Here is a 21,084-nt window from a genome sequence, read left to right on the forward strand (position 1 = left end):
TTTCAAGTAAACAATCACCCGTCGAGACATTGACTCTGAATCGGCAGGCTCAACCTCGCCATACCAGCTTCTGACACCCATATTTCGCTGCGTGATCTTGTCCAAGTGCGCTAACGCACCTTCTGACTCAATGGACTCTAACTCACAGCGGATTGAAATGTATAGATTCTCATTAGTTCGATGCGAGACAAGAATCGTAGCTCTACCTTCTCGCCTAATACTTTCCTCCTTTGGGGAGCCGGACAACATATTAAGTTTTATAAATTGGCCATCGTAATCAGGCCATACAAGCGTAGATTGGATAGAACCGTCCTTGGAAAGAACACTCAGAGTGGCTGAACCGGGTGAGGTGATAATTTGTTGATAAAATTCTGGTATGTTCATGCACGATAAGCCTGCATTGTTAGTCGTTCAGAAGGGACAGCTTCGCTTAGTCCAACTTAACTCGAACGATACTGGGTTTGTGGACGCTATGGGCCATCAAAACTCGCCATATTCACTAATGTCAGCTAAGAGGCCACTTCCCGTCATTCCCGCGAAGGCGGGAATCCAGTGTCAGCAAAGGGGCCAATAGCGGACGTTGACTAAGCCCCACCAACGAGTACACCAACTGCAATAAGCATTGCGCCGATGATACCAAGAAATTTGGATGTGCTGAGCAATGCGTTCCCCTGCCAGAGCAGTGAGATTATGTAAGTTAAAGTCGCAATGCAAAGCCCCACAATACCGACGTTTACCCAAATAGCCCCAGCACCCTGTACGCTAGAATGCGTACCCCGCATGCCGAACGAAGCATGATCTACTGCTGCGTTTTCGAATGTTAGGAAAAGCAAAAATGCCACGAGCAGGAAAACTATCAGCAGCCCTAGACCATATATCAAGAATTTACTCATGTGCTTGAACTAGTCAGGCATGGGGCCATTAGCGGAAGTTGCTCAACGTTCTCACTGAGCGCTTACCAAACCAGTTGAAGAGTATGAGTCCAGTTTCGTCCTCTACTCGTTCACCCTCAACCTGATACCGCATAATCCACCGATAGGGCTTTCCATTAGAAGAGTGAATCACCAGCTCTGCGTCCTGCAAGATAGATTCTATGAACTCAACCATCACATCGCGTAGATTGCTTGGTGGAATTACTGCGACATCCCAACAGCCAGTATGCCACCCATCTGAACTAGGGTAGACACCGTAGTCCATGCATTCTAGCTGGATATCGAATCCGTTGTCGTTCGACTTGATAAAGTTCAAGATATCTCGATCTTCGTCTTCAGCTAGACAGAAGCGCTGCGGATACAGCTCAGAGTAATGTTTGGCTACATCTCTGAATGCTTCACGGAATTTATTCATAGACATACTTCGAAGTCAGGAAAGGGGCCAGAAGCGGACATTGACCGTAATTCCTAGTTCGTCCCCTTTCACCACTTACCAAGAGTTGAGGATAAACATTTTGTGAGTATAGTGCGTATACAGCATTCTCGGTAACTGAATTCGCATCTCGTCAGGACACTAACCAGATGAAAAAATCGATTAAGACTACGGCCACACTTACGATTAGCCTCCTCAGTTTTCAGGCCTGGTCGCAGCCTGAGGCCCCCGCGATTATGACGATTACGCCAGATACGTCAGTTGGGCAAGACTTTGGAGATCAGTCGGTAGGCACGAGCACAGGTACGCGCAGTATAGACTTTTCTATTCAAGACTTTCTTTCTGGTGGCATAACGAATTTGGTTATTACGGTTGATGTGACATCAACAAATAGCGATTTCGTTATTGATGATAGCGGATGTAGTGCAATACCGAGCATGCCGTCGTCAGACATTCCTTGCAGTGTGAGTGTGCAATATTCGCCCACAACTGCAGGACCTGTCTCCAGCGATCTCATAGTAAGCTGCACTTACGAGGATATTTTTTCATTGGGAGTTCTCCTTCCTCCTGCCGGCTCTTTGGCAGGTTGTCGCCCAGATACAGACTCCTCGCCAGTCAGTTTTCCAAGCTATCTATCAGGTATTGGCATCGCATCTGGATTTGGACCGGAGCCCGCAAAACCGGTTCCCGGCCTATCTCTCTTAGCTATCGGAACACTCTCAATGCTAATCGCGATGACAGGACTGAGATCGACACGCTCCAGTCGACGCACAAAGAAAATGGATCCTTCTTAGTTTTAGAGCACTCTTTGCGGGTAGAGCCGGCTAATGTCCGCTTTGTGGACGAAAGCGGACTTTCAGGAAACGATAACAGAACGACCGCAGTTAGGCGAAAGCGGACATGTCCCCTTCCACCTCGTAGCAGGCGTGAAGCGAAATACTTCGTAGATGGGACTCCCGCGTCCTGCACATTTCGGAATGAAGCTATACATTGATGTCTTGAATGCTATTTCGGAGTCTTGTACGTTGACCCAGCGCAATCAGGAAATGTAACCCAATGAAGTGGTTCTCTGTCTTCACTCTGGCATGGCTGATACCGGCACTCATCGTCGCGCCGGCACTGCAAGCCGATGACATCAATCGCCGTGTACCCGCTGAGTGGGAATCCCAGGCAGCGACATGGTTGCAATGGCCGGGTCCCTACGAGCGCTCTTTCGAGCCGGCTTTTGCGAAGATATCCACCATCGTCAGCCGCTACCAACCCCTCAAGATCCTTTACCTGTCAGATAATGTTGAACAGCGCGCGCGAAGGGCCATTGAGTCAATCGGCGGGAATCCGGATCACGCCAACATCGAGTGGCTTTCGATTCCCTACGACAGTGCCTGGATGCGCGACAACGGCCCGGTTTACCTGGAAGTCGACGGTAAACAGGTGATCCAGGACTGGGGCTTTGATGCCTGGGGCGGCGCATTTGGCAGCGATATTCCTTACCGTAGTGATGATCGCATACCTAAAGTCTTGGGTGAACGCCTTGGGCTGACCGTAGAGTCTGTCGATATCGTGCATGAGCGTGGCAACCTGGAGTTCAATGGTGTTGATTCCGTGCTGTTGAACTGGAGCACGCTGGGCGACCCAGATCGCAACCCGAGCTATGATCGCGCACAGGCGGTGGACGATCTCAAAGCAGCCTTCGGCGTATCCCGCGTGATCATGGTAGAAGGGATCCCTGAAGGCGACCTGACGCGCGGGCACATCGACGGCTTTGCACGCTTCATCGATGCCGACACAGTGGTGGTTTCACAGTGCACCGAGACCTCCAGTTGCCGTCCCGGCGATGGTTCCACCGGCAGCGTGTATGACGCCGCCGCGGCAACCATCGCCGGGGCAGGCCTCAACGTGATTCGAGACCCCATCGATGGCAAGGTGAGCTATCGCGACAAGGTATTCGATACCAATTACCTCAACTGGATGGTCGGCAATGGATTTGTCATCACTATGGGCTTCGGTGACGAACAGCTGGACGCCGCTGCGAGAAAGCGCATCGAGGGTTATTTCCCGGGGCGTGATGTGTACGTGATCGAAATGCTCGCCTCCTGGTACGACGGCGGTGGCGTGCACTGCCACACCAACGATCAACCCGCGCTCTTGTAATTTCATTCATCTTTCAATTGTCCTGCAATAGAGTTGTGGAAATAGACCAGAAACAAACCGATTTATCTCACACCTCAAAGGCGACAATTGGTGGCATAAAATATGGCCCGACTGAATGTCCGCTTTGAGACTGCCGACTCAACTCGCTAACGCCACCAGCATAAGAGCAAAGACTAAAGATTATGGGATAGAAAATTCATCAAGTTAATCGCGCCGACCACCAGCGAACAAACCGCAATCACGCTGGTCATTACTTCCCTAACGACTGATGTGCACGATCAGGCTGTCAGAATAACACCTGATACAGTTTAAGGCCGCCGAGGCCGAGTGTGACCGCCACCACTACCGCGCCCAGCAGGTTACTGGCGAGACCATTGCAGTGGCCACCCATGGCGGCTTTGCGATTGACCATGAGCAACAGGAAAATCGCACAGATGGGCAGCAGGAAGCCATTAGCGGCCTGGGCAAAGAGGATGGCGGTAAGTGGCTTGGTGCCAATGACGGCAAAGAATGTGCCGCATAGCAGCACGGCCAGCCAGATGCTGCGGAAGCGCCATGAGGCGAGATCCGCCTGCCAGCCCAGGGCACCGCTCACGGCGTAGGCCGCTGCAAGTGGCGCGGCCACGGCACTGCTCAGGCCTGCAGCAAACAGGCCAATGGCAAAGAAGTAGCGCGATGCCGAGCCCAGCAGTGGCTCTAACTGCACCGCAATATTGGCGGCGGTGATCTCCATGTTGCTGCCGAAAAATGCCGCTGCGGCGGTGCTCATAATCGCCAGCGTGATAAGGCCGCCCAGGCCTATGGAGACACCGGTATCCACTCTCGCCGCACGCAGTGACCTATCCAAACCTTCGGACGCAGGCCACTTCTCCTGCACAGCACTGGAGTGCAGGAACAAGTTATAGGGCACCACTGTGGTACCGATCAGGGCGATGGCTGTGAGCAGGCTACCCTCGGGCAGGGTCGGCCTGAGCATGCCACCGAAGAATTCCGCCAGCGAGGGGCGCACCATGATAAAGGTGAGCAAGAACACGGTGCTCATCAACAGCACCAATACCACCAGCACGCCTTCAATCATTTTGTAGCGGCCACTGAACAACAGCGCGCCTGAGGCGCCGCCCACGAGCAGCGACCAGATCCAACCATCAACACCGCTAAGCCCTTGCAAGCCCAGCGCGGCGCCGGTGATATTCCCCGCTTCATAGGCGGCATTGCCAAAGCCCACGGCGGCCACGACCAGAATGACGGCTACCGTGCCGTACCAGCGGCCGCTGAAGGTATCGCGCAGCGCCTGGGCGAGGCCCTGGCGGGTCACGAGCCCGAGCCGGGCAGACATTTCCTGGAGCACCGCGGTGGCGATTACAGAGAACAGCAGCGCCCACAACAGGGCATAGCCGAAGCTGGCGCCAGCAACACTGGCAGTGGTCACCGTACCCGGCCCGATGAAAGCTGCAGTAACAAGAAGCCCCGGACCAAATGGTCCGGGGCTTCGGGGTGCTGAATGATTGACAGAGTCAGATTTCAAATCGATATCGCCGCAAATACACCGATGCTACAACAGCCGCTGCGGCAAACGCCAGTCCGAGGAACAAGCTGAGATAATCGATATTGGCCCAGAAACCGGCGTGGAGGTGAAAGCCCACCGAACTTTCGCCGCCTATAAAATAAGGCAAATGATTCTTCACCGCGGTAACGGCATAATCCGTGCCCAACCACAGGCCCTCAACAATGACCATACCAATCACCGGCACAACAGCGGTCAGGAAAGGCGAGCGCTTGGCAAATGCTGATGCCAACATCAGGTAGGCGTACACCGGCACCACCCACAGTGCGGTCAGCAGCCAGCCACCAATTTGCTGCACAAGCAGGTGACCAAACTCAATATTGCCCAGTACCGCTTCAAAGGGGTCTTTATTCATCTGCGACACCAACACCATGGCTAGCAATATAAACACCATCTGCAGAATCAACGACACCGCTATATACATCGCGGGGGCCACAAACAGGGCCACACTTAGGCGCACCAACACCTCTTCCCACTCCGATACCGGCATAGACTTCCAAAACAAAATGCTACGGTCCTTGCGGTCGTTGTACAGGCAACTCAGCAGGTAGTTTACGGTCGCGACGATCAAAGTAATTAACAGCATACCGTGGAGCACATTAAGTGCCGGATTAAGGCTGCCGACCTCTTCCACTTCCCACTCCGCATCATCGTCGCTATCGGCGCCGGGTTCGAAACGCCACTCACGCGAGAAGTCCCATTCCTCCGAAGCGTTGGGGTCATCCGCTACAAACTCTACAAACTCAACAGCTTCGGACGGCAGTGACGGTGACGGTGCCGGTGCTGGTGCTGGTGCTGGTGCTGGTGCTGGTGCTGGTGCTGGTGCTGGTGCTGGTGCTGGTTGGTACGGAGGATCCAGGCCGTGATCATCATCAATGTGAACCGCAATTACCGGGCTTATATCGTCAGCATTGAAAATGGCCTCGAACATATTGTCGCCGATGGCGGTGATGCGGCCGGCGAGAATTACGCTGGCAAACATCAGCACCGCCAGAATCGCGGCCGTAACAATGGGGGTAATCACCAGCGATACGTGGAATTCCTGCAGCTCACGCTGCACCAGGGTATAGATACGGTGGGTATTGATCGTAGCCATTATTTTTCTCCTCCCATCATCGCCACGAATAGATCGGCGATTGACGGTGTGCGCAGCTTGCCCAGCGACCCCAACAGCGCGCGATCAACGTCTTCATAAATCACTGACTTGCCTCCGAGAATACTCTGGGCACCCAGGTGCGGAATATCCATGGCGCGCTGGGCGTTTTCACCCACGGTGTCCAGCTGCACAAAATCTTCTTCGATGGATTCCATACTACGGCTCAGTACCAGCTTGCCACGGTCAATAAACGTGACGTCGGTGAGAATGTTCTGCACCTCTTCCACCTGGTGGGTGGAGATGATGATAGTGCGTTCACCGTCGTAATAGTCAGATATCAACTGCTCAAAGAAGCGCTTGCGGAACAGAATATCCAGGCCGAGCGTCGGTTCATCGAGAATCAACAGCTTGGCATCAATCGCCATTACCATAGCCAGGTGCAGCTGCACCATCATGCCCTTGGAGAGATCACGAATGCGACGCTTCAGGCTCACATCGGTATCGCGTAGAAAGGCCTCGGCATGATCGCGGTCAAAGCGGGGATGAATACCCGTCACATAGTCCAGCAACTGCGCCACTTTCATCCACCGTGGCAATACCGCAGTGTCGGCGATAAAACACACCTGTTCCATCAGCTTGGCGCGCTCGCGAAGTGGGCTGCAGCCGAGCACCTCGAGTTCGCCATCGAACTCGGTAAGACCCAACAGCGAGCGCAGCAAAGTTGTCTTGCCCGCGCCGTTTGGCCCGATCAATCCCATCACTGATCCGGAGTTGACGGTAAAGCTCGCCTCATCAACCGCACGCAGATCTCCGAAGCGGCGGGTCAGCCCCCTGGCTTCGATTATGGTACTCATTGTTTTTCTCCCCCTGAGGTGAGCAACAGGTCAACGACTTCCTGAAGCTCGAGACCGAGAACCCGCGCCCGATCGAGAAACGCGGGCACCTCCTCATCTATAAACTGTTGTTTTTCGTTGCTGGTGAGCGCCGAGCTGGCACCCTCGCGGACAAACATGCCCAGACCACGGCGTTTTTCCAGAAGGCCGGCGTCAACCAGTTCCTGGTAGGCCTTACCTACGGTCAGGTGGTTGATCTGGTAATCAGATGCCACCTGGCGCACCGAGGGCACAGCCTCACCTTCAGGGAAGGTGCCGTCCATGATCCGCTCTGCCACCAGGTCGCGGAGCTGGCGATAGATCGGCTGTTTATCATTCCATTCGACAGTCACGTCAAGAATTCCCGATTAGCGGCGGCGATTCAGATCGCCAGAGCCAATGATGTTGCTGTCGATTTCCGGCTCGCCGCTGTACTGCACGTCGCCGCTGCCAATAATGTTCACCTCCATGGCTTTTACCTCACCCAGCCGGGCATCGCCCGAACCAATAATATTGATTTCAGCCCAGTCAAAATCGACTGGGCTGAAATCGATGGTGCCGCCCCCGATGATATTCATATCAACGGTGGAAGCCGCTTGATTGGAGGACTTGATCTTGATGTCACCCGAGCCGCTAATCACCGCTTGCACAACATCCAGGGCTACTTCACCCATGGCGATATCGCCCGCCCCTGCCACCACTACTTCGAGGGTAGGCGTATCCAGTTTCGCCACCTTCAGGTCACCGGAACCATCGAGCCGAAGCTCGACATCATCGGCGGCTACCGAAAAGGCCTTGATGTCGCCAGAGCCCGACACATTCAGCTCCAGAGTATCCACATCCATTGGCTTAATGAAAACATCACCGCTGCCTGTCAGTGCCAGTTCTTCGAGTCGGGGCATGGTGACTTTGTATTGCAGGGAACCGTAGTCGTAGTTGTCATTGCGCCTGGCCGCGCCCAATACCAAGGTGTTGCCCTTAATGTAATAAGGCGTGCGCTGAAGTTCATCACGGTCGCCACGCACCTGCAGTTCGAAAGCATCGCCCTGCGACACTTCCACTTCGACGCTGCCCACAACCAGTATCGAATCGGCGTGAACATCGTCCACGGTCATGGATTCAGCTGCGGCCAATGTGGCCAAACAAAAAGACGCGGGAATAAACGTATATTTGATCATTGTTGCTCTCCTGATTCAGGCCGCAGTGTGATCATCACTGCCGTCAGAAAAATATTCGGCCAGCAGTGCTGCGGGCACGAAGAGAAGGATGCTCAGGCAGCCGATCATCAGCGCACGTCCCAGCGCATTGAACGACAAGCCTTCACCCTGCCCTGCCATTGGCTGGGCGGCATTCAGCTCCAGGCAATCCTGAAGCTGCACCAGCGCCACGTGCGCCGGTGCCACCTGACCAGCCTGCGAGTGAACAATCACTACTGCAAGGCCAATCAGGAAGAAAACAGAAATATAACGCCACATGATGCCGCTCCTACATGCGCCGGGCGTGGCGCACGGGGCTGAACCTGCCCAACACTTCGAGCAATACGGCCGCGGGCAAAAATGCCCACAAGGCGGTAAAGCCCATACCGAGCGCACTGAGCATGGCGCAGATGATGAACAGACCCGCGTGCACAATGCCCCGCTTGTCGCTCCTGGCTATAACCTGCTGCCGTGGTTTGATGCTCATTTTTCCCTACCTCACTGAATTGGTGTTATACGCAACTATATCACTAGTTCTGTATATCGCAAGGAATTATCTGGAGAAATTTTGTTTTCCCATAAATATCAGAGAGTTAAGAGGTTCAAAAAGGCTAGAATTCCAGCCCTTTCTCCATGTTAGCTGCTATAGCACCGGCAATTCGGCGGGCTTTTTCGGTCTGGGGGCCGGCAAAATGGGCGTCCAGGGTGGCCTCGAAATGGCTCAGCCAGCGGGCAAAATCGGCCTCTGCGAGGCTGCGCTTACCATGGAGCTGACGATGGATATTCATGGTGTGACGCTGGTAGCCGCGCTCTCCCAGCAACAGCTTGCACCAGTAATCCTTGATATGGGGAAGGTGAACATCGAGGTCTATCGCCGCCACATCGATGAAAATGGGGGCCAGGGTAGCGTCGGCGAGCATGCGCTCGTAGAACCGTTCAACAAACTGTTCTACCTGTGCTCGGCTATCGAGGTCAGGCACCGCCGGCACCTACTTCTTCTTTTTCTTCTTCTTTTCCGACTTCTTGACGTGGGCCATCAAGCGCCGCTTGCGCTGAACCTGACGCTGGGTCAGTTTATTGCGCTTGTCGGCGTAGGGGTTGTCAGAGGTGCGGAACTCGATACGCACGGGTGTGCCCACCAGGTCCAGTTCGCGACGATAGATCTTTTCCAGGTAGCGCTGGTAGCTGGCAGGTACTTTGCCGGTCTGGTTACCGTGAATCACAATCAGCGGCGGGTTCTGGCCACCGGCATGCGCATAGCGCAGCTTCGGCCGCCGGCCATTAATCATGGGGGGATTGTGGTCAAACACCGCGTCTTCAAGAATGCGTGTCAGTGCATTGGTGTTAAGCTTGCGGGTAGCGGAGTCGAACGCGGCATTAATTGACTTGTAAAGGTGCCCCACCCCGGTGCCGTGCAGCGCCGAGATAAAGTGGGTATCGGCGTATTCGGCAAACACCAGACGGCGGGACAACTCGGTCTTGATCCAGTCGCGCTGGTCAGGCTCCACACCATCCCACTTGTTCACGGCCAATACGAGGCCACGGCCCTTTTCGATACAGTGCCCCAGCAGGTGCATATCCTGTTCGACCAGCCCCTCGTGGGCGTCCATCACCAGAATCACCACATGGGCGTCGTCAATCGCCTTCAGGGTTTTGACGATGGAGAACTTCTCCACGGTCTGCTTTACGTTCTTGCGACGTCTGACTCCAGCAGTATCGATCAGGGTGTAGTCTTTGTCGTTGCGCTGGTAGTCAATGTAGATGCTGTCGCGGGTGGTGCCGGGCTGGTCATACACGACAACCCTATCCTCGCCGAGCAGGCGATTCACCAGAGTGGACTTGCCCACATTGGGACGGCCAACCACGGCCACCCGGATCGACTTGTAATAATCTTCGTCTTCTTCGCGGGGCTCTTCCGGCGGAAATTCTGCCAGTACATCCTCGATCATCTGGCGCACGCCACGGCCGTGGCTCGCCGCAATCGAGTACATCGAGGTAATACCTAACGAGAAGAAGTCGCTGGTGGCGACGTCCTCGTTAATGCCATCGATTTTGTTAACCACCAGATGGAAGGGCTTGTTGCGCTGGCGCAGGTGGCGGGCCAGGCTGTCGTCTGCGGCGTTCAGGCCCTCGCGGGCATCCACCATAAAGAGCACCACATCGGCCTCTTCAATGGCGGCCATCGACTGCTCGGCCATCTCATGATCAATGCCCTCTTCGTCGCCACTGATACCGCCGGTATCGATTACCACAAAGGGCTGATTACCAATCCGGGCCTCGCCGTACTTGCGGTCGCGGGTAAGGCCGGGGAAGTCAGCCACCAGCGCGTCCCGACTCCGGGTGAGCTGGTTAAACAGGGTCGACTTACCGACATTGGGGCGCCCTACCAGGGCGATGACCGGGATCATCAGTTTTTCGCACTCACCTCATAGGCAATCAACTTGCCGTCATTGGTATACACATATAGCAGATTACCGTCTGCGAGCATATCGGCGCGCGCGCCGTCGCCGCCCACCTTGGTACGGCCGACAAACTCACCGTCTACCTGGGACACGAGGTGCAGCACACCTTCAAAGTCTGTTACCGCCACATAGCTGCTGACCGGCGTAGGTCGCGACAGCTCGCGGAACGACAGCGCATCCTGCTGCCAGCGCAGGCCCTGGCCGTTGCGCAGGTAGGCGCTCATGGTCCCGTCGTCGTCCGTGACATAGACGTTGCCAAAGCCCTGGGACACACCGGAGAAGGACGATACGTCTTTCTGCCAGATCTTGCGCCCGGAGGCGGCATCAATCGCCACTACCCGGCCCTGGTAACTGGCGGCGTACAGCTCACTGCCCACCAGCGCCATGGTGCCGTCTACATCGACAATGCGTTCAATCTCGGAGCGGCCCTGGGAAATGGCTACGCGCACTTCCCAGTCAATCGCGCCAGTCTGGGCGTCAAATGCGAGCACCCGGCCGTTGGCAAAGCCGGCATACACGGTGTTGTTGTAGAGAATCGGCGTGCTGGTGCCGCGAATCGTCAGCACCGGCACGTTACTGTCGTAAGTCCACAGGCGCTCGCCCGTGGCGAAATCCAGACCCTGCAGCTTGCCGTCGTAGGTCTGGGCGACCACAACCCGGCCATTGCCCTGGGGCGGTGCAAGCACTTCGCCCTGCAGGCGGGTGGACCACAACAAGTCGCCATTGCTGGCGTCGAGCTTGAGGACTGAACCGTCGGAACTGCCCAACAGCAATGCGTCGCCAGATACGCCGACGCCACCGGACAGCGCCATCTCCAGGTCGGTCTTCCACACCTGCTTACCGCGTTCGCGGGAAATGGCCTTCACCTCACCGTTGGCGGAGGCGGCGTATATCGTATCGCCGTCGATCACCGGCTGCAGCTTATACAGGCCTTTCCCCTGACCGTTGCCCACACCCACGGACCAGAGCTTTTTGATCTTCACGGACTGCTCAATATCGAACAGCTCGGCAGGCTCGCGAGGGTCATCATCGTCGCTTTCGAACCAACCGGTCACCGTACTGCAGCCACTGAGGGCGACTGACATCAATACGGCAGCGAGCCAACGTGTCCTGGTCTGCATGGCGTTACTCCTGTGCCTCAGGTGCTTCGGTGGTAATTTCGTCCGCAGCATCGACTGCGGCTGTGTCTGTGGTGCTCAGCTCATCGACGTTGGCAACCGGTGCTGCTGCGCCAGCGAGCTCGCGGGGCTCAACCGGGCTCAGGCTTTGCAGCTTCTGCTGCACCAGGCCCAGGTTCACTGCACCGCCGCCGCTTTGTGCCGCCAGGCCCAGGGCCAGGGTGTAGGCAGCGCGCGCCGCTTCCACGTCGTTTTCCATCATCGCGATATCACCGCGTGCCACCGCGTAAGAGGCCTCGTAGGGGCCTGCTTCGGTCGCATTGAGAATTTGTTTGGCCTGGGAGATATCGCCATTGGAGGCCAGCACCCGTGCCAGACGCAGTTGCGACAGCAGATACACTTCACTGCCGTTATCCGCACGTCCCAGCACCCAACGCAGCTGTGCTTCGGCTTCCGCCATGTCGCCGCGCTCAGCGGCCAGACGGGCCAGGTGCAGGCCAGCGAATTCCGCATAGGTGCTACGGCTGTGTTCAGTCTTAATTTCACGGGCCATATTAATGGCCTCCTGCTGATCACCACTGTCAGTGATCTGCGCCAGTTGCTGCAGCAGCGCCTGGTAGCGTTCCGACGCCGCGGCTGCTTCATCGGCGGTGTACTTCTGCCAGCCCTGCCAGCCAAAGCCGACGCCCAGGGCTACAATCACGGCCACAATCAGGCCGCGACCATTTTCGTCCCACCACTTCTTCAGTGCTTCAACCTGTTCTTCTTCTGTGCGGTACTGTTCCACTTCTGTTACTTCCTTTCCACCGGTCTTATTCTGCGAGCAATGCTTGCAGAGTCTGTTCTAATTCACCCAGCGGCAATGCCTGCTGGGGGATACGTTCTTTATCGTCTGCGCGCAGCGCCTTGAGGCTGACCGTACCTGCCGCCACCTCATCTTCACCCCAGATCAGGGCCAGGCGCGCGCCGGATTTATCGGCCTTCTTCATCTGGCTTTTAAAACTGCCACCGCCGTTGTGCTGCACTATGTTCAGCTGGGGTACGGCATCGCGCAGGGTTTCGGTGGTCGCAATGGCCTGACGCTGGGCGTCGTCACCAAAGCTCACCACGTACACGTCGGCCTGGGCAGGGGCCGCGGGCAACGTGCCACAGGCCTCCAGCAGCAGTACCAGGCGCTCAACACCCATAGCAAAGCCGACACCGGGCACAGGCTTGCCGCCGAGCTGCTCCACCAGTCCGTCGTAGCGGCCACCGCCACATACGGTGCCCTGGGAGCCGAGCTGGTCGGTCACCCATTCGAACACAGTCTTGTTGTAGTAATCGAGGCCACGCACCAGGCGCTGGTTCACCGCGTAGGCTACCCCCGCTGCGTCGAGGAGTTCGCACAGGCGCGCAAAATCGGCACGAGATTCTTCATCCAGATAGTTAGCAAGCTCCGGAGCGTCATCCAGCAGCGCCTGGGTCTGAGGATTCTTGCTGTCGAGAATGCGCAGCGGGTTGCTGTCGAGGCGGCGCTGGCTGTCTTCGTCAAGCTCATCAAAACGCTCGCGCAGGTATACCACCAACGCGTCTTTATAAGCTTGCCGCGCCTCGGCGCCGCCAATCGAGTTCAACTGCAGCTGCACATGCTCGGCCACACCCAGCTGACGCCACAGGCGCGCCGTCAGCAGAATCATCTCCGCGTCCATATCCGGGCTGGCAATGCCAAAGGCCTCGGCACCAAACTGGTGGAATTGGCGCTGGCGTCCCTTCTGGGGCCGCTCGTAGCGGAACATGGGGCCGGCATACCAGAGCCGCTGAGCCATATTCAGCAGGCCGTGCTGAATGGCGGCGCGCACACAACCTGCAGTGCCCTCTGGGCGCAGGGTCAGGCTGTCGTCACTGCGATCGAGAAAGGTATACATCTCCTTCTCGACGATATCGGTTACCTCGCCCACACCGCGCTTGAACAGGTCAGTCTGCTCCACGACAGGCATGCGGATTTCGCTATAGCCGTAACCTGTCATCAGGCGACGCACCACGGATTCTACGTGCTGCCAGTGGGGGCTCTCATCCGGGAGGATGTCGTTCATCCCACGGATGGCTCTAATCGTGCTCACATTTACTCCTTGAAACGGGTTAGGCCGAGCTCTTGAGGATGAGTTTGTCCTCTTGCTCTGCGCGCGCTGCATCCAGCGCCGCGGCCTTGTCCCTGATCACCTTCTCCAGGTGATCGACAAATTCTTCATTGCTGACTTTGTGGTCGGGCTCGCCATCCACATAAATCAGGTTGCTGGGCGTGGCGCCCGTCATACCGACATCCGCCTCGCGGGCTTCACCCGGGCCATTCACAATGCAACCGATAACAGCCACATCCATTGGCGTGCGAATATCTTCCAGGCGCTGCTCCAAAGCATTCATGGTGCCAATCACATCGAAGTTCTGGCGCGAACAGCTGGGACAGGCAATAAAGTTAATGCCGTTGGTGCGCAACTTGAGGCTCTTGAGAATCTCAAAGCCCACTTTCACTTCCTCAACCGGGTCAGCCGCCAGGGAAATGCGAATCGTGTCGCCAATGCCGTCCATGAGCAGCATGCCCAGGCCCACTGCCGACTTAACGGTACCGCCGCGCAGGCCGCCCGCCTCGGTAATACCCAGGTGCAACGGCTGATCAATTTCCTTGGCCAGCAGTCGGTAGGCCTCCACAGCCATAAAGACTTCAGAGGCTTTCACTGACACCTTGAAGTCATGGAAATCGTGTTTGTCGAGAATATCGACATGGTGCATCGCGGACTCGACCAGCGCCGCGGGCGTGGGTTCACCGTACTTGCGCTGCAACTCTTTGCCGAGGGATCCAGCATTCACGCCAATACGAATGGGAATGTTCTTGTCCTTGGCACAGCTGATCACTTCGCGCACTTTGTCGTCGCGGCCGATATTGCCCGGGTTGATGCGCAGGCAATCCACACCGTACTCCGCCACTTTGAGGGCGATTTTGTGATCGAAGTGAATGTCTGCCACTAGCGGCACACTCACCTGCTGGCGAATTTCACGAAAGGCCTCGGCGGCATCCATGCTCGGTACCGATACGCGCACAATGTCTGCGCCCGCTTCGGCAATCGCCTGTACCTGAGCCACGGTGGCCGCCACGTCGCAGGTCTCGGTATTGGTCATGCTCTGCACGCTGATCGGTGCATCGCCGCCGACGGGCACATCGCCCACCCAGATCTTGCGCGACTCGCGACGCTTGATTGGAGATTCTGTATTCATGCTTAACCTCGCCAGAACCACAAGCCGGCAGTGAGTAACAACAGCGTGGCCAGTCCGATGACAACACCCAGCCCGGTGCTCTGCAACTGTAGGGCCTTGGTTTCGACCCGTTTCTTCCTGGCTCCCTGGCCCTGGCGGTATTCGTCAAAGGCCTTGAGCAATGCGTCTTCGTCCATGCCTACCAGCTGGCCATAGCTGCGCACATAGCCGCGGGCAAAAGCCGGACTGCGCAACTCGTCGTAGGCATCGCGCTCTAGGATGTCCACATAATTGGGCATCAGGTTGAGGCGGTCGGCCACTTCCCGTTCGCCCAGCCCCTGGCTGATGCGCGCGGTGCGCAACATGCTGCCCGGGGTTACAAAAATTTCTGCCTGTGCGGTTATGTCACTGGTCACGATTACAGAGTCCGCTTATAGGCCTCGTATTCCGCCGATGTCGGATACAGGTTTTCCAGCGCCAGTGCATAGCTACCCTCGGCATTGAGGTCACCCTGCTGGCGCGCGAGGCGAATACCCAGCCACAAACCCCGCGCAGATTGCTGACGGGTCACGGTGCGGTAGGTGTCATAGTACTGACCGGCGGTAGCGAAGTCGGCAGCGTCATAGCGCAGCTGCGCCAGCTCCAGCAGCGCAATGCTGTTGGTGCGATCCATGGTAAGGGCCCGGCGGAAAGCCTCTTCGGCACCCTGGGGCTCAAAGTTCTGCACCCGGCACAAACCCAGGTTTACGAAGGCGCGGGGGCGCCCCGGGTACAGAGTGTCCTGTACCACGATTTCCAGCTCGCGCTGGGCGTCCTTGTAACGGCCCTGCGAGTAGAGGTAGGCCGCGTAATTATTTCTGGCCCGGGAGAAATTCTTGTCCAGCCGCAGCGCGGTCTGGTAGCTGTCTTCCGCCAGCTCAAATTCGCCGGTGCTCTGGTACACCAGTGCAAAGGCCTCGTGCACCTCGGCGTTCTTGGGGTCTATTTCACTGGCCAGGCGCAGGTTGCGTTTGGCATTGTCCCAGTCGCCTTCGCCGATATACTTACGCGCCAGCTCAACCCGATATTCCAGGGCTTTTTCAGGATCGGCCTTCTCGGTAAACACGGTCTCTTTGGTTGAGACACAGCCGGCCAGCAACATCGCAGTGGCCGCCGCGGCGATCATCCTGAACGCTGTTGTTTTCATCATCCCTATGGTCACTTAACTCTGCCCCGTTGCCTGTTGGTTATTCTGGTCCGCAGCCTGACGATAGCGCTCGGCGCGGCGGGTGCGATCCACCACCTGGCCTACCAACTGGCCACAGGCGGCGTCGATATCGTCACCGCGGGTGGTGCGCACAGTGACAATATATCCTGCATCTACCAGTACTTGCCAGAAACGTGACACGGCATTGCCGCTGGGGCGCTGGTAATCCGACTGATCGAAGGTATTGAATGGGATCAGGTTGATCTTGCAGGGGAAATCCTTGAGCAATTCCGCCAGCTCCAGGGCGTGCTCGCGCTGGTCATTAACGCCGGCGATGAGGGTGTACTCCACCGTGACCACCCGCTTCTTGTCGCTCTGGGCATCGATGTAGTTGCGGCAGCTTTCCAGCAGTACCGAGATGGGGTACTTGCGATTAATCGGCACCAGTTCATTGCGCAGCGCATCGTTAGGCGCGTGCAGGGAGACCGCCAGTGAGGCCTCGGAGACCTTCGCCAGCGCATCCAGGGCTGGCACTACGCCAGAGGTGCTCAGGGTTACCCGACGCTTGGAAATACCGTAGGCATTGTCTTCCATCATCAGGTCCATGGCCGCCACCACGTTGTCGAAGTTCAGCAGCGGCTCACCCATACCCATCATGACGACGTTAGTGACCACCCGACTGTTGCTCTGCTGGAAAGCGTCATAGGATTTGATGGCCAACCACACCTGGCCGATGATTTCCGCGGCGCTCAGATCGCGCTGGAAACCCTGTTTGCCAGTGGAGCAGAAGCTGCAGTCCAGGCTGCAGCCCACCTGTGAGGAAACACACAGGGTGGCCCGGTTGCCGTCGGGAATGAGGACGGTCTCAACCAGGCCGCCACCATCGACCCGGATGGCCCACTTGCGCGTACCGTCGTTGGAGTCGTGCTGGCTGACAATTTCGGGGGACGAATCTCGGCGCGGCGGGCGAGCTTCTCGCGCAGGGCCTTGCCCAGGTTCGTCATTTGTTCGAAATCCGTGACGCCGTGGTGGTGAATCCACTTCAGCACCTGCACCGCGCGAAACTTCTTCTCCCCGATCTCGAGGAAAAACGCTTCCATGGCAGGCAAGGTCAGGCCCAGCAGGTTGGTTTTCTCAACCTGCTGTTGCTGATCTGCTGAACTGGCAATCACCGACGTCACTGATTCGTCCTCTTAGCGTGCGCAGATCTCGCTGGCAGCGAAGAAGTAGGCGATTTCACGAGCAGCAGACTCAGGGGAGTCAGAACCGTGTACCGCGTTGGCGTCGATGCTGGACGCGAAGTCAGCGCGGATCGTGCCTTCGTCGGCTTCCTGCGGGTTAGTCGCACCCATCAGTTCGCGGTTCTTGGCGATGGCGTTTTCACCTTCCAGTACCTGTACAACCACAGGGCCGGAAGTCATGAACTCAACCAAGTCCTTGAAGAAGGGGCGCTCACGGTGCTCAGCGTAAAAACCGCCGGCAACCACGTCGTCCAGCTGCAGCATCTTTGCTGCAACAATCTGCAGGCCGTTGCTTTCGAAACGGGAGTAAATTTTGCCAATGATGTTCTTGCCTACGGCGTCGGGCTTGACGATGGACAGGGTGCGTTCTACAGCCATGGGGGTCTCCAAATGAGTATTTCAAAGATAAACACCCGCCCGGCGGAGAGCCTTGTGGGCCCGCTGCAGGCAGGTGCGGTTAAAACCGCGCAATTATACGGGTTTCAGGGTGAGGTTTCACCCTGCCGGGCCAATTGCGGCCTGAAAAAGACCTTTATAATCAGCCGCTTATGAAAAGCGACAAAATGCACATGGAATAAAAAAGGGGACGCTTGTGTTTTTCCCCGGGAAAAACCCTGACGCCCCCTCTCACGGACCGGGATATCAGTCCATTTCTTCGATCCAGGCGGCCTGAATGGCCTCGAGGATTTTCTCGCCACAGCGGTCCGGGTCGTCGTCGAAACCGGGCAGGGCAACCACCCAGTTGCGCAGGTCGACGAAGTTGAGCGCCAGGGGGTCTACATCCGGGTGAGCCTCGGTGAGCTCGATGGCTATATCGGTAATGTCAGTCCAGCGCATGGCGGCTACCTCAGTGACGCTCTGACACCATGTTAATGGTGTACTTGGGGATTTCTACCACGAGGTCTTCATCGGCCACAATCGCCTGGCAGGACAGGCGCGAATCCGGCTCCAGGCCCCAGGCCTTGTCGAGGTAGTCGTCCTCGAGCTCATCCGGTTCCTCCATTGAGTCATAGCCCTCACGCACAACGACATGGCAGGTTGTGCAGGCGCAGGACATCTCACAGGCATGCTCAATCTCGATCTCGTTGCGCAACAGCGCCCGGCATACGCTCTCGCCGGGCTCAGCTTCGAGCACGGCGCCCTCAGGGCATAGGTTCTCATGGGGCAGGACCACAATGCGGGTCATGACGATTCCTCCTCGTCGAGCTCTTCCAGGCTGACTCCCGCCAGGGCCTGTTTAATGCTCTTGTCCATACGACGGGCAGCAAAGGCTTCGCTGGCCCGACCCAGTTCTTCTGTCAGTTTTCGAATTTCGGCGACATCGGTGCCAGCTACCTGCTCTCGCAGCGCGTCCATACGCTCGTGCAGTGCCCGGCATTCCGCTTCACTCAACAGTTCGGCAGCGTCTGCGGCGATAGCGGCTTCCAAACCTTCCAGCAACTGCTGAGCATCGAGACGCTGCTCGGCCAGCTGCCGGGCGTTCTTGTCGTCGGCGGCATTGGTAAAGGACGATTGCAGCATATCGGTAATTTGCTCGTCGCTGAGGCCGAAGGACGGCTTCACGGTAACGCTGCTCTGCACACCGGTGGTTTCCTCCCGGGCAGAGACATTGAGCAGGCCGTCGGCATCCACTTGGAAGGTCACCCGGATACGGGCAGCACCGGCCACCATGGGCGGAATGCCGCGCAACTCAAAGCGCGCCAGTGAGCGCGAATCGGCGACCATTTCCCGCTCGCCCTGCACAATGTGCACGGCCAGGGCGGTCTGACCATCCTTGTAAGTGGTGAAATCCTGGGCGCGGGTCACCGGGATCGTGGTATTGCGCGGAATGATCTTTTCTACCAGGCCACCCATGGTCTCCAGGCCCAGCGACAGCGGCAGAACATCCAGCAACAACAGGTCACCCTCGGGGCGATTGCCGGCGAGAATGTCCGCCTGAATCGCAGCGCCAACAGCCACGACCTTGTCGGGATCGATATCGATCAGCGGTTCACGGGTAAAGAACTCACCGACCGCTTCGCGCACCATGGGTACACGGGTAGACCCCCCCACCATGACGACATTGGCAACCTCATCAACCTCGGCATCGCGCAGGCAGCGGCGACACGCGCGCAGCGTGCGCTTTACCAGGGGTTGGACCAGGGCCTCAAACGCGGTGCGATCCAGGGTCAGTGTCGGGGCACCCGGCACAATATCTGCGAGCGCCAATTCAACGGATTCACGCTCGGAAAGCTGCTCCTTGGCCGCGCGTGACAGACTGAACAGCGCGCGATGTTGACCCGCCTCAATCGTCTCGATACCGGCCTGCTCCAGCGCCCACCCGGCGATAGCCGCATCGAAATCATCGCCGCCGAGGGCGGTATCGCCGCCGGTAGCCAGTACTTCGAATACGCCGCGATGCAGGCGCAGAATGGAAATATCAAAGGTGCCGCCGCCGAGGTCGTAAACGGCAATAACGCCCTCTTCCTGGGAGTCGAGGCCATAGGCCACCGCCGCCGCAGTAGGTTCGTTGAGCAGGCGCAATACGGGCAGGCCGGCCAGCGTGGCCGCGTCTTTGGTCGCATGACGCTGGGGCTCATCAAAGTAGGCAGGGACAGTAATCACGGCGCCTTCAATGGTGCCACCGAGTGTTTCCTCGGCGCGCAGACGCAGGGAATTCAGTATTTCGGAGGAGGCCTGTACGGGTGAAATTTCACCGGCGGTCGTGACAAAGCGCACCATGCCTTCATCGCTTTCAGCCAGCTGGTAATGGGAGCGCTCGGCATCCGCCTGCGCTTCATCGCGCCCGCGCCCCATAAAACGCTTTACCGACACCAGTGTATCCGCCGGATGCGCGCTGGCCAGCGCCTGGGCAGGCACACCCACCACGGGCAGCGCGGATGAATAGTTCACCACCGACGGCAGCATAACGGCGCCATCGTGATCAGGCAGGGCTTCAGCGCGACCACCGCGCACGGTTGCGACCAGGGAATTGGTAGTCCCCAGGTCGATGCCGACAGCGCGCCGAGTCTGGTGCGGTACCGGCGACTGGCCGGGTTCTGCTATCTGTAACAGCGCCATTTAACTATCCATTAAGTCGGCTTCGATCTGCTCGGCCTCAAGCTGCAGCTTCTCGAGATACTGCATCTTCACGCAGGCACTGGCGGCGGCCGGCAGATCTGATTGTTCATAGGCGGCTTTGAATTCCGCCCGGTGCATTTTGATGTCGCCCGCAATCTCTTCCAGCAGATGATCGAGCACAGTGTCGGGATCTACCAGATCGTGCATGGATTCGAGCTTTTCGCGCAGCTCCATCTGCTCCATCAAAAATCCGCCGTCAACCTGCTGGCGGCTCACCTGCTCCTGGCTCATACCGGCGAGCTCGAGCAGATATAGCGCCCGGGGCAGCGGCGCTTTCAACGCGGCGTGCGCCTCGTTGACAAAGGCGGAGTACTGCACGGCAACACGCTGTTCGTGCTCGCCGGCGGTCGCAAAGCGATCCGGGTGCAGCTCCTGCTGCAACTGCCGGTAGCGAGTACCCAGCGCAGACGTATCCAGCTCGAACTGCACAGGCAGTTCAAACAGCTGGAAATAGTTCTGAGAAAAGTCGGGAGAGCTCATACCAC

General features: G+C 57.4%; 22 protein-coding genes and 1 pseudogene. 1 reads left to right on the forward strand and 22 read right to left on the reverse strand.

Going from position 1 to position 21,084, the window contains the following annotated elements:
• Positions 1-921 precede the first annotated feature (921 nt).
• Complete coding sequence (locus BST95_RS20175) at positions 922-1,347, reverse strand: hypothetical protein (protein WP_205737299.1); 426 nt, start codon at positions 1,345-1,347, stop codon at positions 922-924.
• Between the two features lie 1,074 nt (positions 1,348-2,421).
• Here BST95_RS20175 and BST95_RS16840 point away from each other — a divergent pair.
• Positions 2,422-3,516, forward strand: a complete 1,095-nt coding sequence (locus BST95_RS16840; protein ID WP_084200646.1) for an agmatine deiminase family protein — start codon at positions 2,422-2,424, stop codon at positions 3,514-3,516.
• Positions 3,517-3,802: 286 nt separating this feature from the next.
• Here the strand turns inward: BST95_RS16840 and BST95_RS16845 are convergent, their stop codons facing one another.
• The 21 genes and pseudogenes from BST95_RS16845 to hscB form a co-directional block, all read right to left on the reverse strand.
• Positions 3,803-5,041, reverse strand: coding sequence for an Nramp family divalent metal transporter (locus BST95_RS16845; protein ID WP_169843984.1), 1,239 nt, complete (start codon positions 5,039-5,041; stop codon positions 3,803-3,805).
• On the reverse strand, positions 5,031-6,176 hold the full coding sequence (locus BST95_RS20180) for a hypothetical protein (RefSeq protein WP_157114508.1): 1,146 nt from the start codon (positions 6,174-6,176) through the stop codon (positions 5,031-5,033). Before BST95_RS20180 ends, BST95_RS16845 begins: the two co-directional genes overlap by 11 nt.
• Positions 6,176-7,030, reverse strand: a complete 855-nt coding sequence (locus tag BST95_RS16855; protein WP_084200648.1) for an ABC transporter ATP-binding protein — start codon at positions 7,028-7,030, stop codon at positions 6,176-6,178. Before BST95_RS16855 ends, BST95_RS20180 begins: the two co-directional genes overlap by 1 nt.
• Positions 7,027-7,401: a GntR family transcriptional regulator gene (locus tag BST95_RS16860; RefSeq protein WP_066050144.1), complete on the reverse strand. Its 375-nt coding sequence runs from the start codon at positions 7,399-7,401 to the stop codon at positions 7,027-7,029. Before BST95_RS16860 ends, BST95_RS16855 begins: the two co-directional genes overlap by 4 nt.
• A 15-nt stretch (positions 7,402-7,416) precedes the next feature.
• The gene (locus BST95_RS16865) at positions 7,417-8,226 is read right to left on the reverse strand and encodes a GIN domain-containing protein (protein WP_084200649.1); all 810 of its coding nucleotides are present in this window, start codon (positions 8,224-8,226) and stop codon (positions 7,417-7,419) included.
• A 15-nt stretch (positions 8,227-8,241) separates the two neighbouring features.
• A complete protein-coding gene (locus BST95_RS16870; protein WP_066050150.1) occupies positions 8,242-8,523 on the reverse strand; it encodes a hypothetical protein in 282 nt (93 codons plus the stop codon).
• Between the two features lie 10 nt (positions 8,524-8,533).
• Positions 8,534-8,731 (reverse strand): hypothetical protein, encoded by a 198-nt coding sequence (locus BST95_RS16875; RefSeq protein ID WP_066050153.1) that lies wholly within the window; start codon positions 8,729-8,731, stop codon positions 8,534-8,536.
• 124 nt (positions 8,732-8,855) lie between these two features.
• Complete coding sequence (locus BST95_RS16880) at positions 8,856-9,224, reverse strand: group III truncated hemoglobin (RefSeq protein WP_229801610.1); 369 nt, start codon at positions 9,222-9,224, stop codon at positions 8,856-8,858.
• A gap of 9 nt (positions 9,225-9,233) precedes the next feature.
• Positions 9,234-10,652: a ribosome biogenesis GTPase Der gene (der, locus tag BST95_RS16885; protein ID WP_066050159.1), complete on the reverse strand. Its 1,419-nt coding sequence runs from the start codon at positions 10,650-10,652 to the stop codon at positions 9,234-9,236.
• Positions 10,652-11,827 (reverse strand): outer membrane protein assembly factor BamB, encoded by a 1,176-nt coding sequence (gene bamB / locus BST95_RS16890; RefSeq protein WP_066050162.1) that lies wholly within the window; start codon positions 11,825-11,827, stop codon positions 10,652-10,654. The genes der and bamB overlap by 1 nt, the downstream gene beginning before the upstream one ends.
• Positions 11,828-11,831: 4 nt before the next feature.
• Positions 11,832-12,611 carry a YfgM family protein gene (locus BST95_RS16895; RefSeq protein WP_084200650.1) on the reverse strand — a complete coding sequence of 260 codons (780 nt, stop codon included), beginning with the start codon at positions 12,609-12,611 and terminating at the stop codon, positions 11,832-11,834.
• Positions 12,612-12,636: 25 nt separating this feature from the next.
• Positions 12,637-13,923: a histidine--tRNA ligase gene (gene hisS / locus BST95_RS16900; RefSeq protein ID WP_084200651.1), complete on the reverse strand. Its 1,287-nt coding sequence runs from the start codon at positions 13,921-13,923 to the stop codon at positions 12,637-12,639.
• A gap of 19 nt (positions 13,924-13,942) precedes the next feature.
• A complete protein-coding gene (gene ispG, locus BST95_RS16905) occupies positions 13,943-15,073 on the reverse strand; it encodes a flavodoxin-dependent (E)-4-hydroxy-3-methylbut-2-enyl-diphosphate synthase (protein WP_084200652.1) in 1,131 nt (376 codons plus the stop codon).
• A gap of 2 nt (positions 15,074-15,075) precedes the next feature.
• The gene (locus tag BST95_RS16910; protein WP_066050172.1) at positions 15,076-15,468 is read right to left on the reverse strand and encodes a helix-turn-helix domain-containing protein; all 393 of its coding nucleotides are present in this window, start codon (positions 15,466-15,468) and stop codon (positions 15,076-15,078) included.
• A 2-nt stretch (positions 15,469-15,470) separates the two neighbouring features.
• Positions 15,471-16,241 carry a type IV pilus biogenesis/stability protein PilW gene (gene pilW / locus BST95_RS16915; protein WP_308428292.1) on the reverse strand — a complete coding sequence of 257 codons (771 nt, stop codon included), beginning with the start codon at positions 16,239-16,241 and terminating at the stop codon, positions 15,471-15,473.
• A 12-nt stretch (positions 16,242-16,253) separates the two neighbouring features.
• Positions 16,254-17,338: pseudogene (rlmN, locus tag BST95_RS16920) on the reverse strand (dual-specificity RNA methyltransferase RlmN).
• Between the two features lie 93 nt (positions 17,339-17,431).
• A complete protein-coding gene (gene ndk, locus BST95_RS16925; RefSeq protein WP_066050181.1) occupies positions 17,432-17,857 on the reverse strand; it encodes a nucleoside-diphosphate kinase in 426 nt (141 codons plus the stop codon).
• A 264-nt stretch (positions 17,858-18,121) separates the two neighbouring features.
• Positions 18,122-18,316, reverse strand: a complete 195-nt coding sequence (iscX, locus tag BST95_RS16930) for a Fe-S cluster assembly protein IscX (RefSeq protein WP_084200654.1) — start codon at positions 18,314-18,316, stop codon at positions 18,122-18,124.
• A gap of 10 nt (positions 18,317-18,326) precedes the next feature.
• Positions 18,327-18,665, reverse strand: a complete 339-nt coding sequence (gene fdx, locus BST95_RS16935) for an ISC system 2Fe-2S type ferredoxin (protein ID WP_084200655.1) — start codon at positions 18,663-18,665, stop codon at positions 18,327-18,329.
• Positions 18,662-20,539, reverse strand: a complete 1,878-nt coding sequence (gene hscA / locus BST95_RS16940) for a Fe-S protein assembly chaperone HscA (RefSeq protein ID WP_084200656.1) — start codon at positions 20,537-20,539, stop codon at positions 18,662-18,664. The genes fdx and hscA overlap by 4 nt, the downstream gene beginning before the upstream one ends.
• Positions 20,540-21,079: a Fe-S protein assembly co-chaperone HscB gene (gene hscB, locus BST95_RS16945; RefSeq protein ID WP_084200657.1), complete on the reverse strand. Its 540-nt coding sequence runs from the start codon at positions 21,077-21,079 to the stop codon at positions 20,540-20,542.
• Positions 21,080-21,084 lie beyond the last annotated feature (5 nt).

It is taken from the genome of Halioglobus japonicus, from assembly GCF_001983995.1.
Classification (GTDB): domain Bacteria; phylum Pseudomonadota; class Gammaproteobacteria; order Pseudomonadales; family Halieaceae; genus Halioglobus; species Halioglobus japonicus.

Coding starts and splice junctions, on each gene's coding strand:
- BST95_RS20175 (WP_205737299.1), bottom strand. CDS start 1,347: ATGAATAAATTCCGTGAAGCATTCAGAGATGTAGCCAAACATTACTCT.
- BST95_RS16840 (WP_084200646.1), top strand. CDS start 2,422: ATGAAGTGGTTCTCTGTCTTCACTCTGGCATGGCTGATACCGGCACTC.
- BST95_RS20180 (WP_157114508.1), bottom strand. CDS start 6,176: ATGGCTACGATCAATACCCACCGTATCTATACCCTGGTGCAGCGTGAG.
- BST95_RS16855 (WP_084200648.1), bottom strand. CDS start 7,030: ATGAGTACCATAATCGAAGCCAGGGGGCTGACCCGCCGCTTCGGAGAT.
- BST95_RS16865 (WP_084200649.1), bottom strand. CDS start 8,226: ATGATCAAATATACGTTTATTCCCGCGTCTTTTTGTTTGGCCACATTG.
- BST95_RS16870 (WP_066050150.1), bottom strand. CDS start 8,523: ATGTGGCGTTATATTTCTGTTTTCTTCCTGATTGGCCTTGCAGTAGTG.
- BST95_RS16875 (WP_066050153.1), bottom strand. CDS start 8,731: ATGAGCATCAAACCACGGCAGCAGGTTATAGCCAGGAGCGACAAGCGG.
- der (WP_066050159.1), bottom strand. CDS start 10,652: ATGATCCCGGTCATCGCCCTGGTAGGGCGCCCCAATGTCGGTAAGTCG.
- bamB (WP_066050162.1), bottom strand. CDS start 11,827: ATGCAGACCAGGACACGTTGGCTCGCTGCCGTATTGATGTCAGTCGCC.
- ispG (WP_084200652.1), bottom strand. CDS start 15,073: ATGAATACAGAATCTCCAATCAAGCGTCGCGAGTCGCGCAAGATCTGG.
- pilW (WP_308428292.1), bottom strand. CDS start 16,241: ATGATGAAAACAACAGCGTTCAGGATGATCGCCGCGGCGGCCACTGCG.
- ndk (WP_066050181.1), bottom strand. CDS start 17,857: ATGGCTGTAGAACGCACCCTGTCCATCGTCAAGCCCGACGCCGTAGGC.
- iscX (WP_084200654.1), bottom strand. CDS start 18,316: ATGCGCTGGACTGACATTACCGATATAGCCATCGAGCTCACCGAGGCT.
- fdx (WP_084200655.1), bottom strand. CDS start 18,665: ATGACCCGCATTGTGGTCCTGCCCCATGAGAACCTATGCCCTGAGGGC.
- hscA (WP_084200656.1), bottom strand. CDS start 20,539: ATGGCGCTGTTACAGATAGCAGAACCCGGCCAGTCGCCGGTACCGCAC.
- hscB (WP_084200657.1), bottom strand. CDS start 21,079: ATGAGCTCTCCCGACTTTTCTCAGAACTATTTCCAGCTGTTTGAACTG.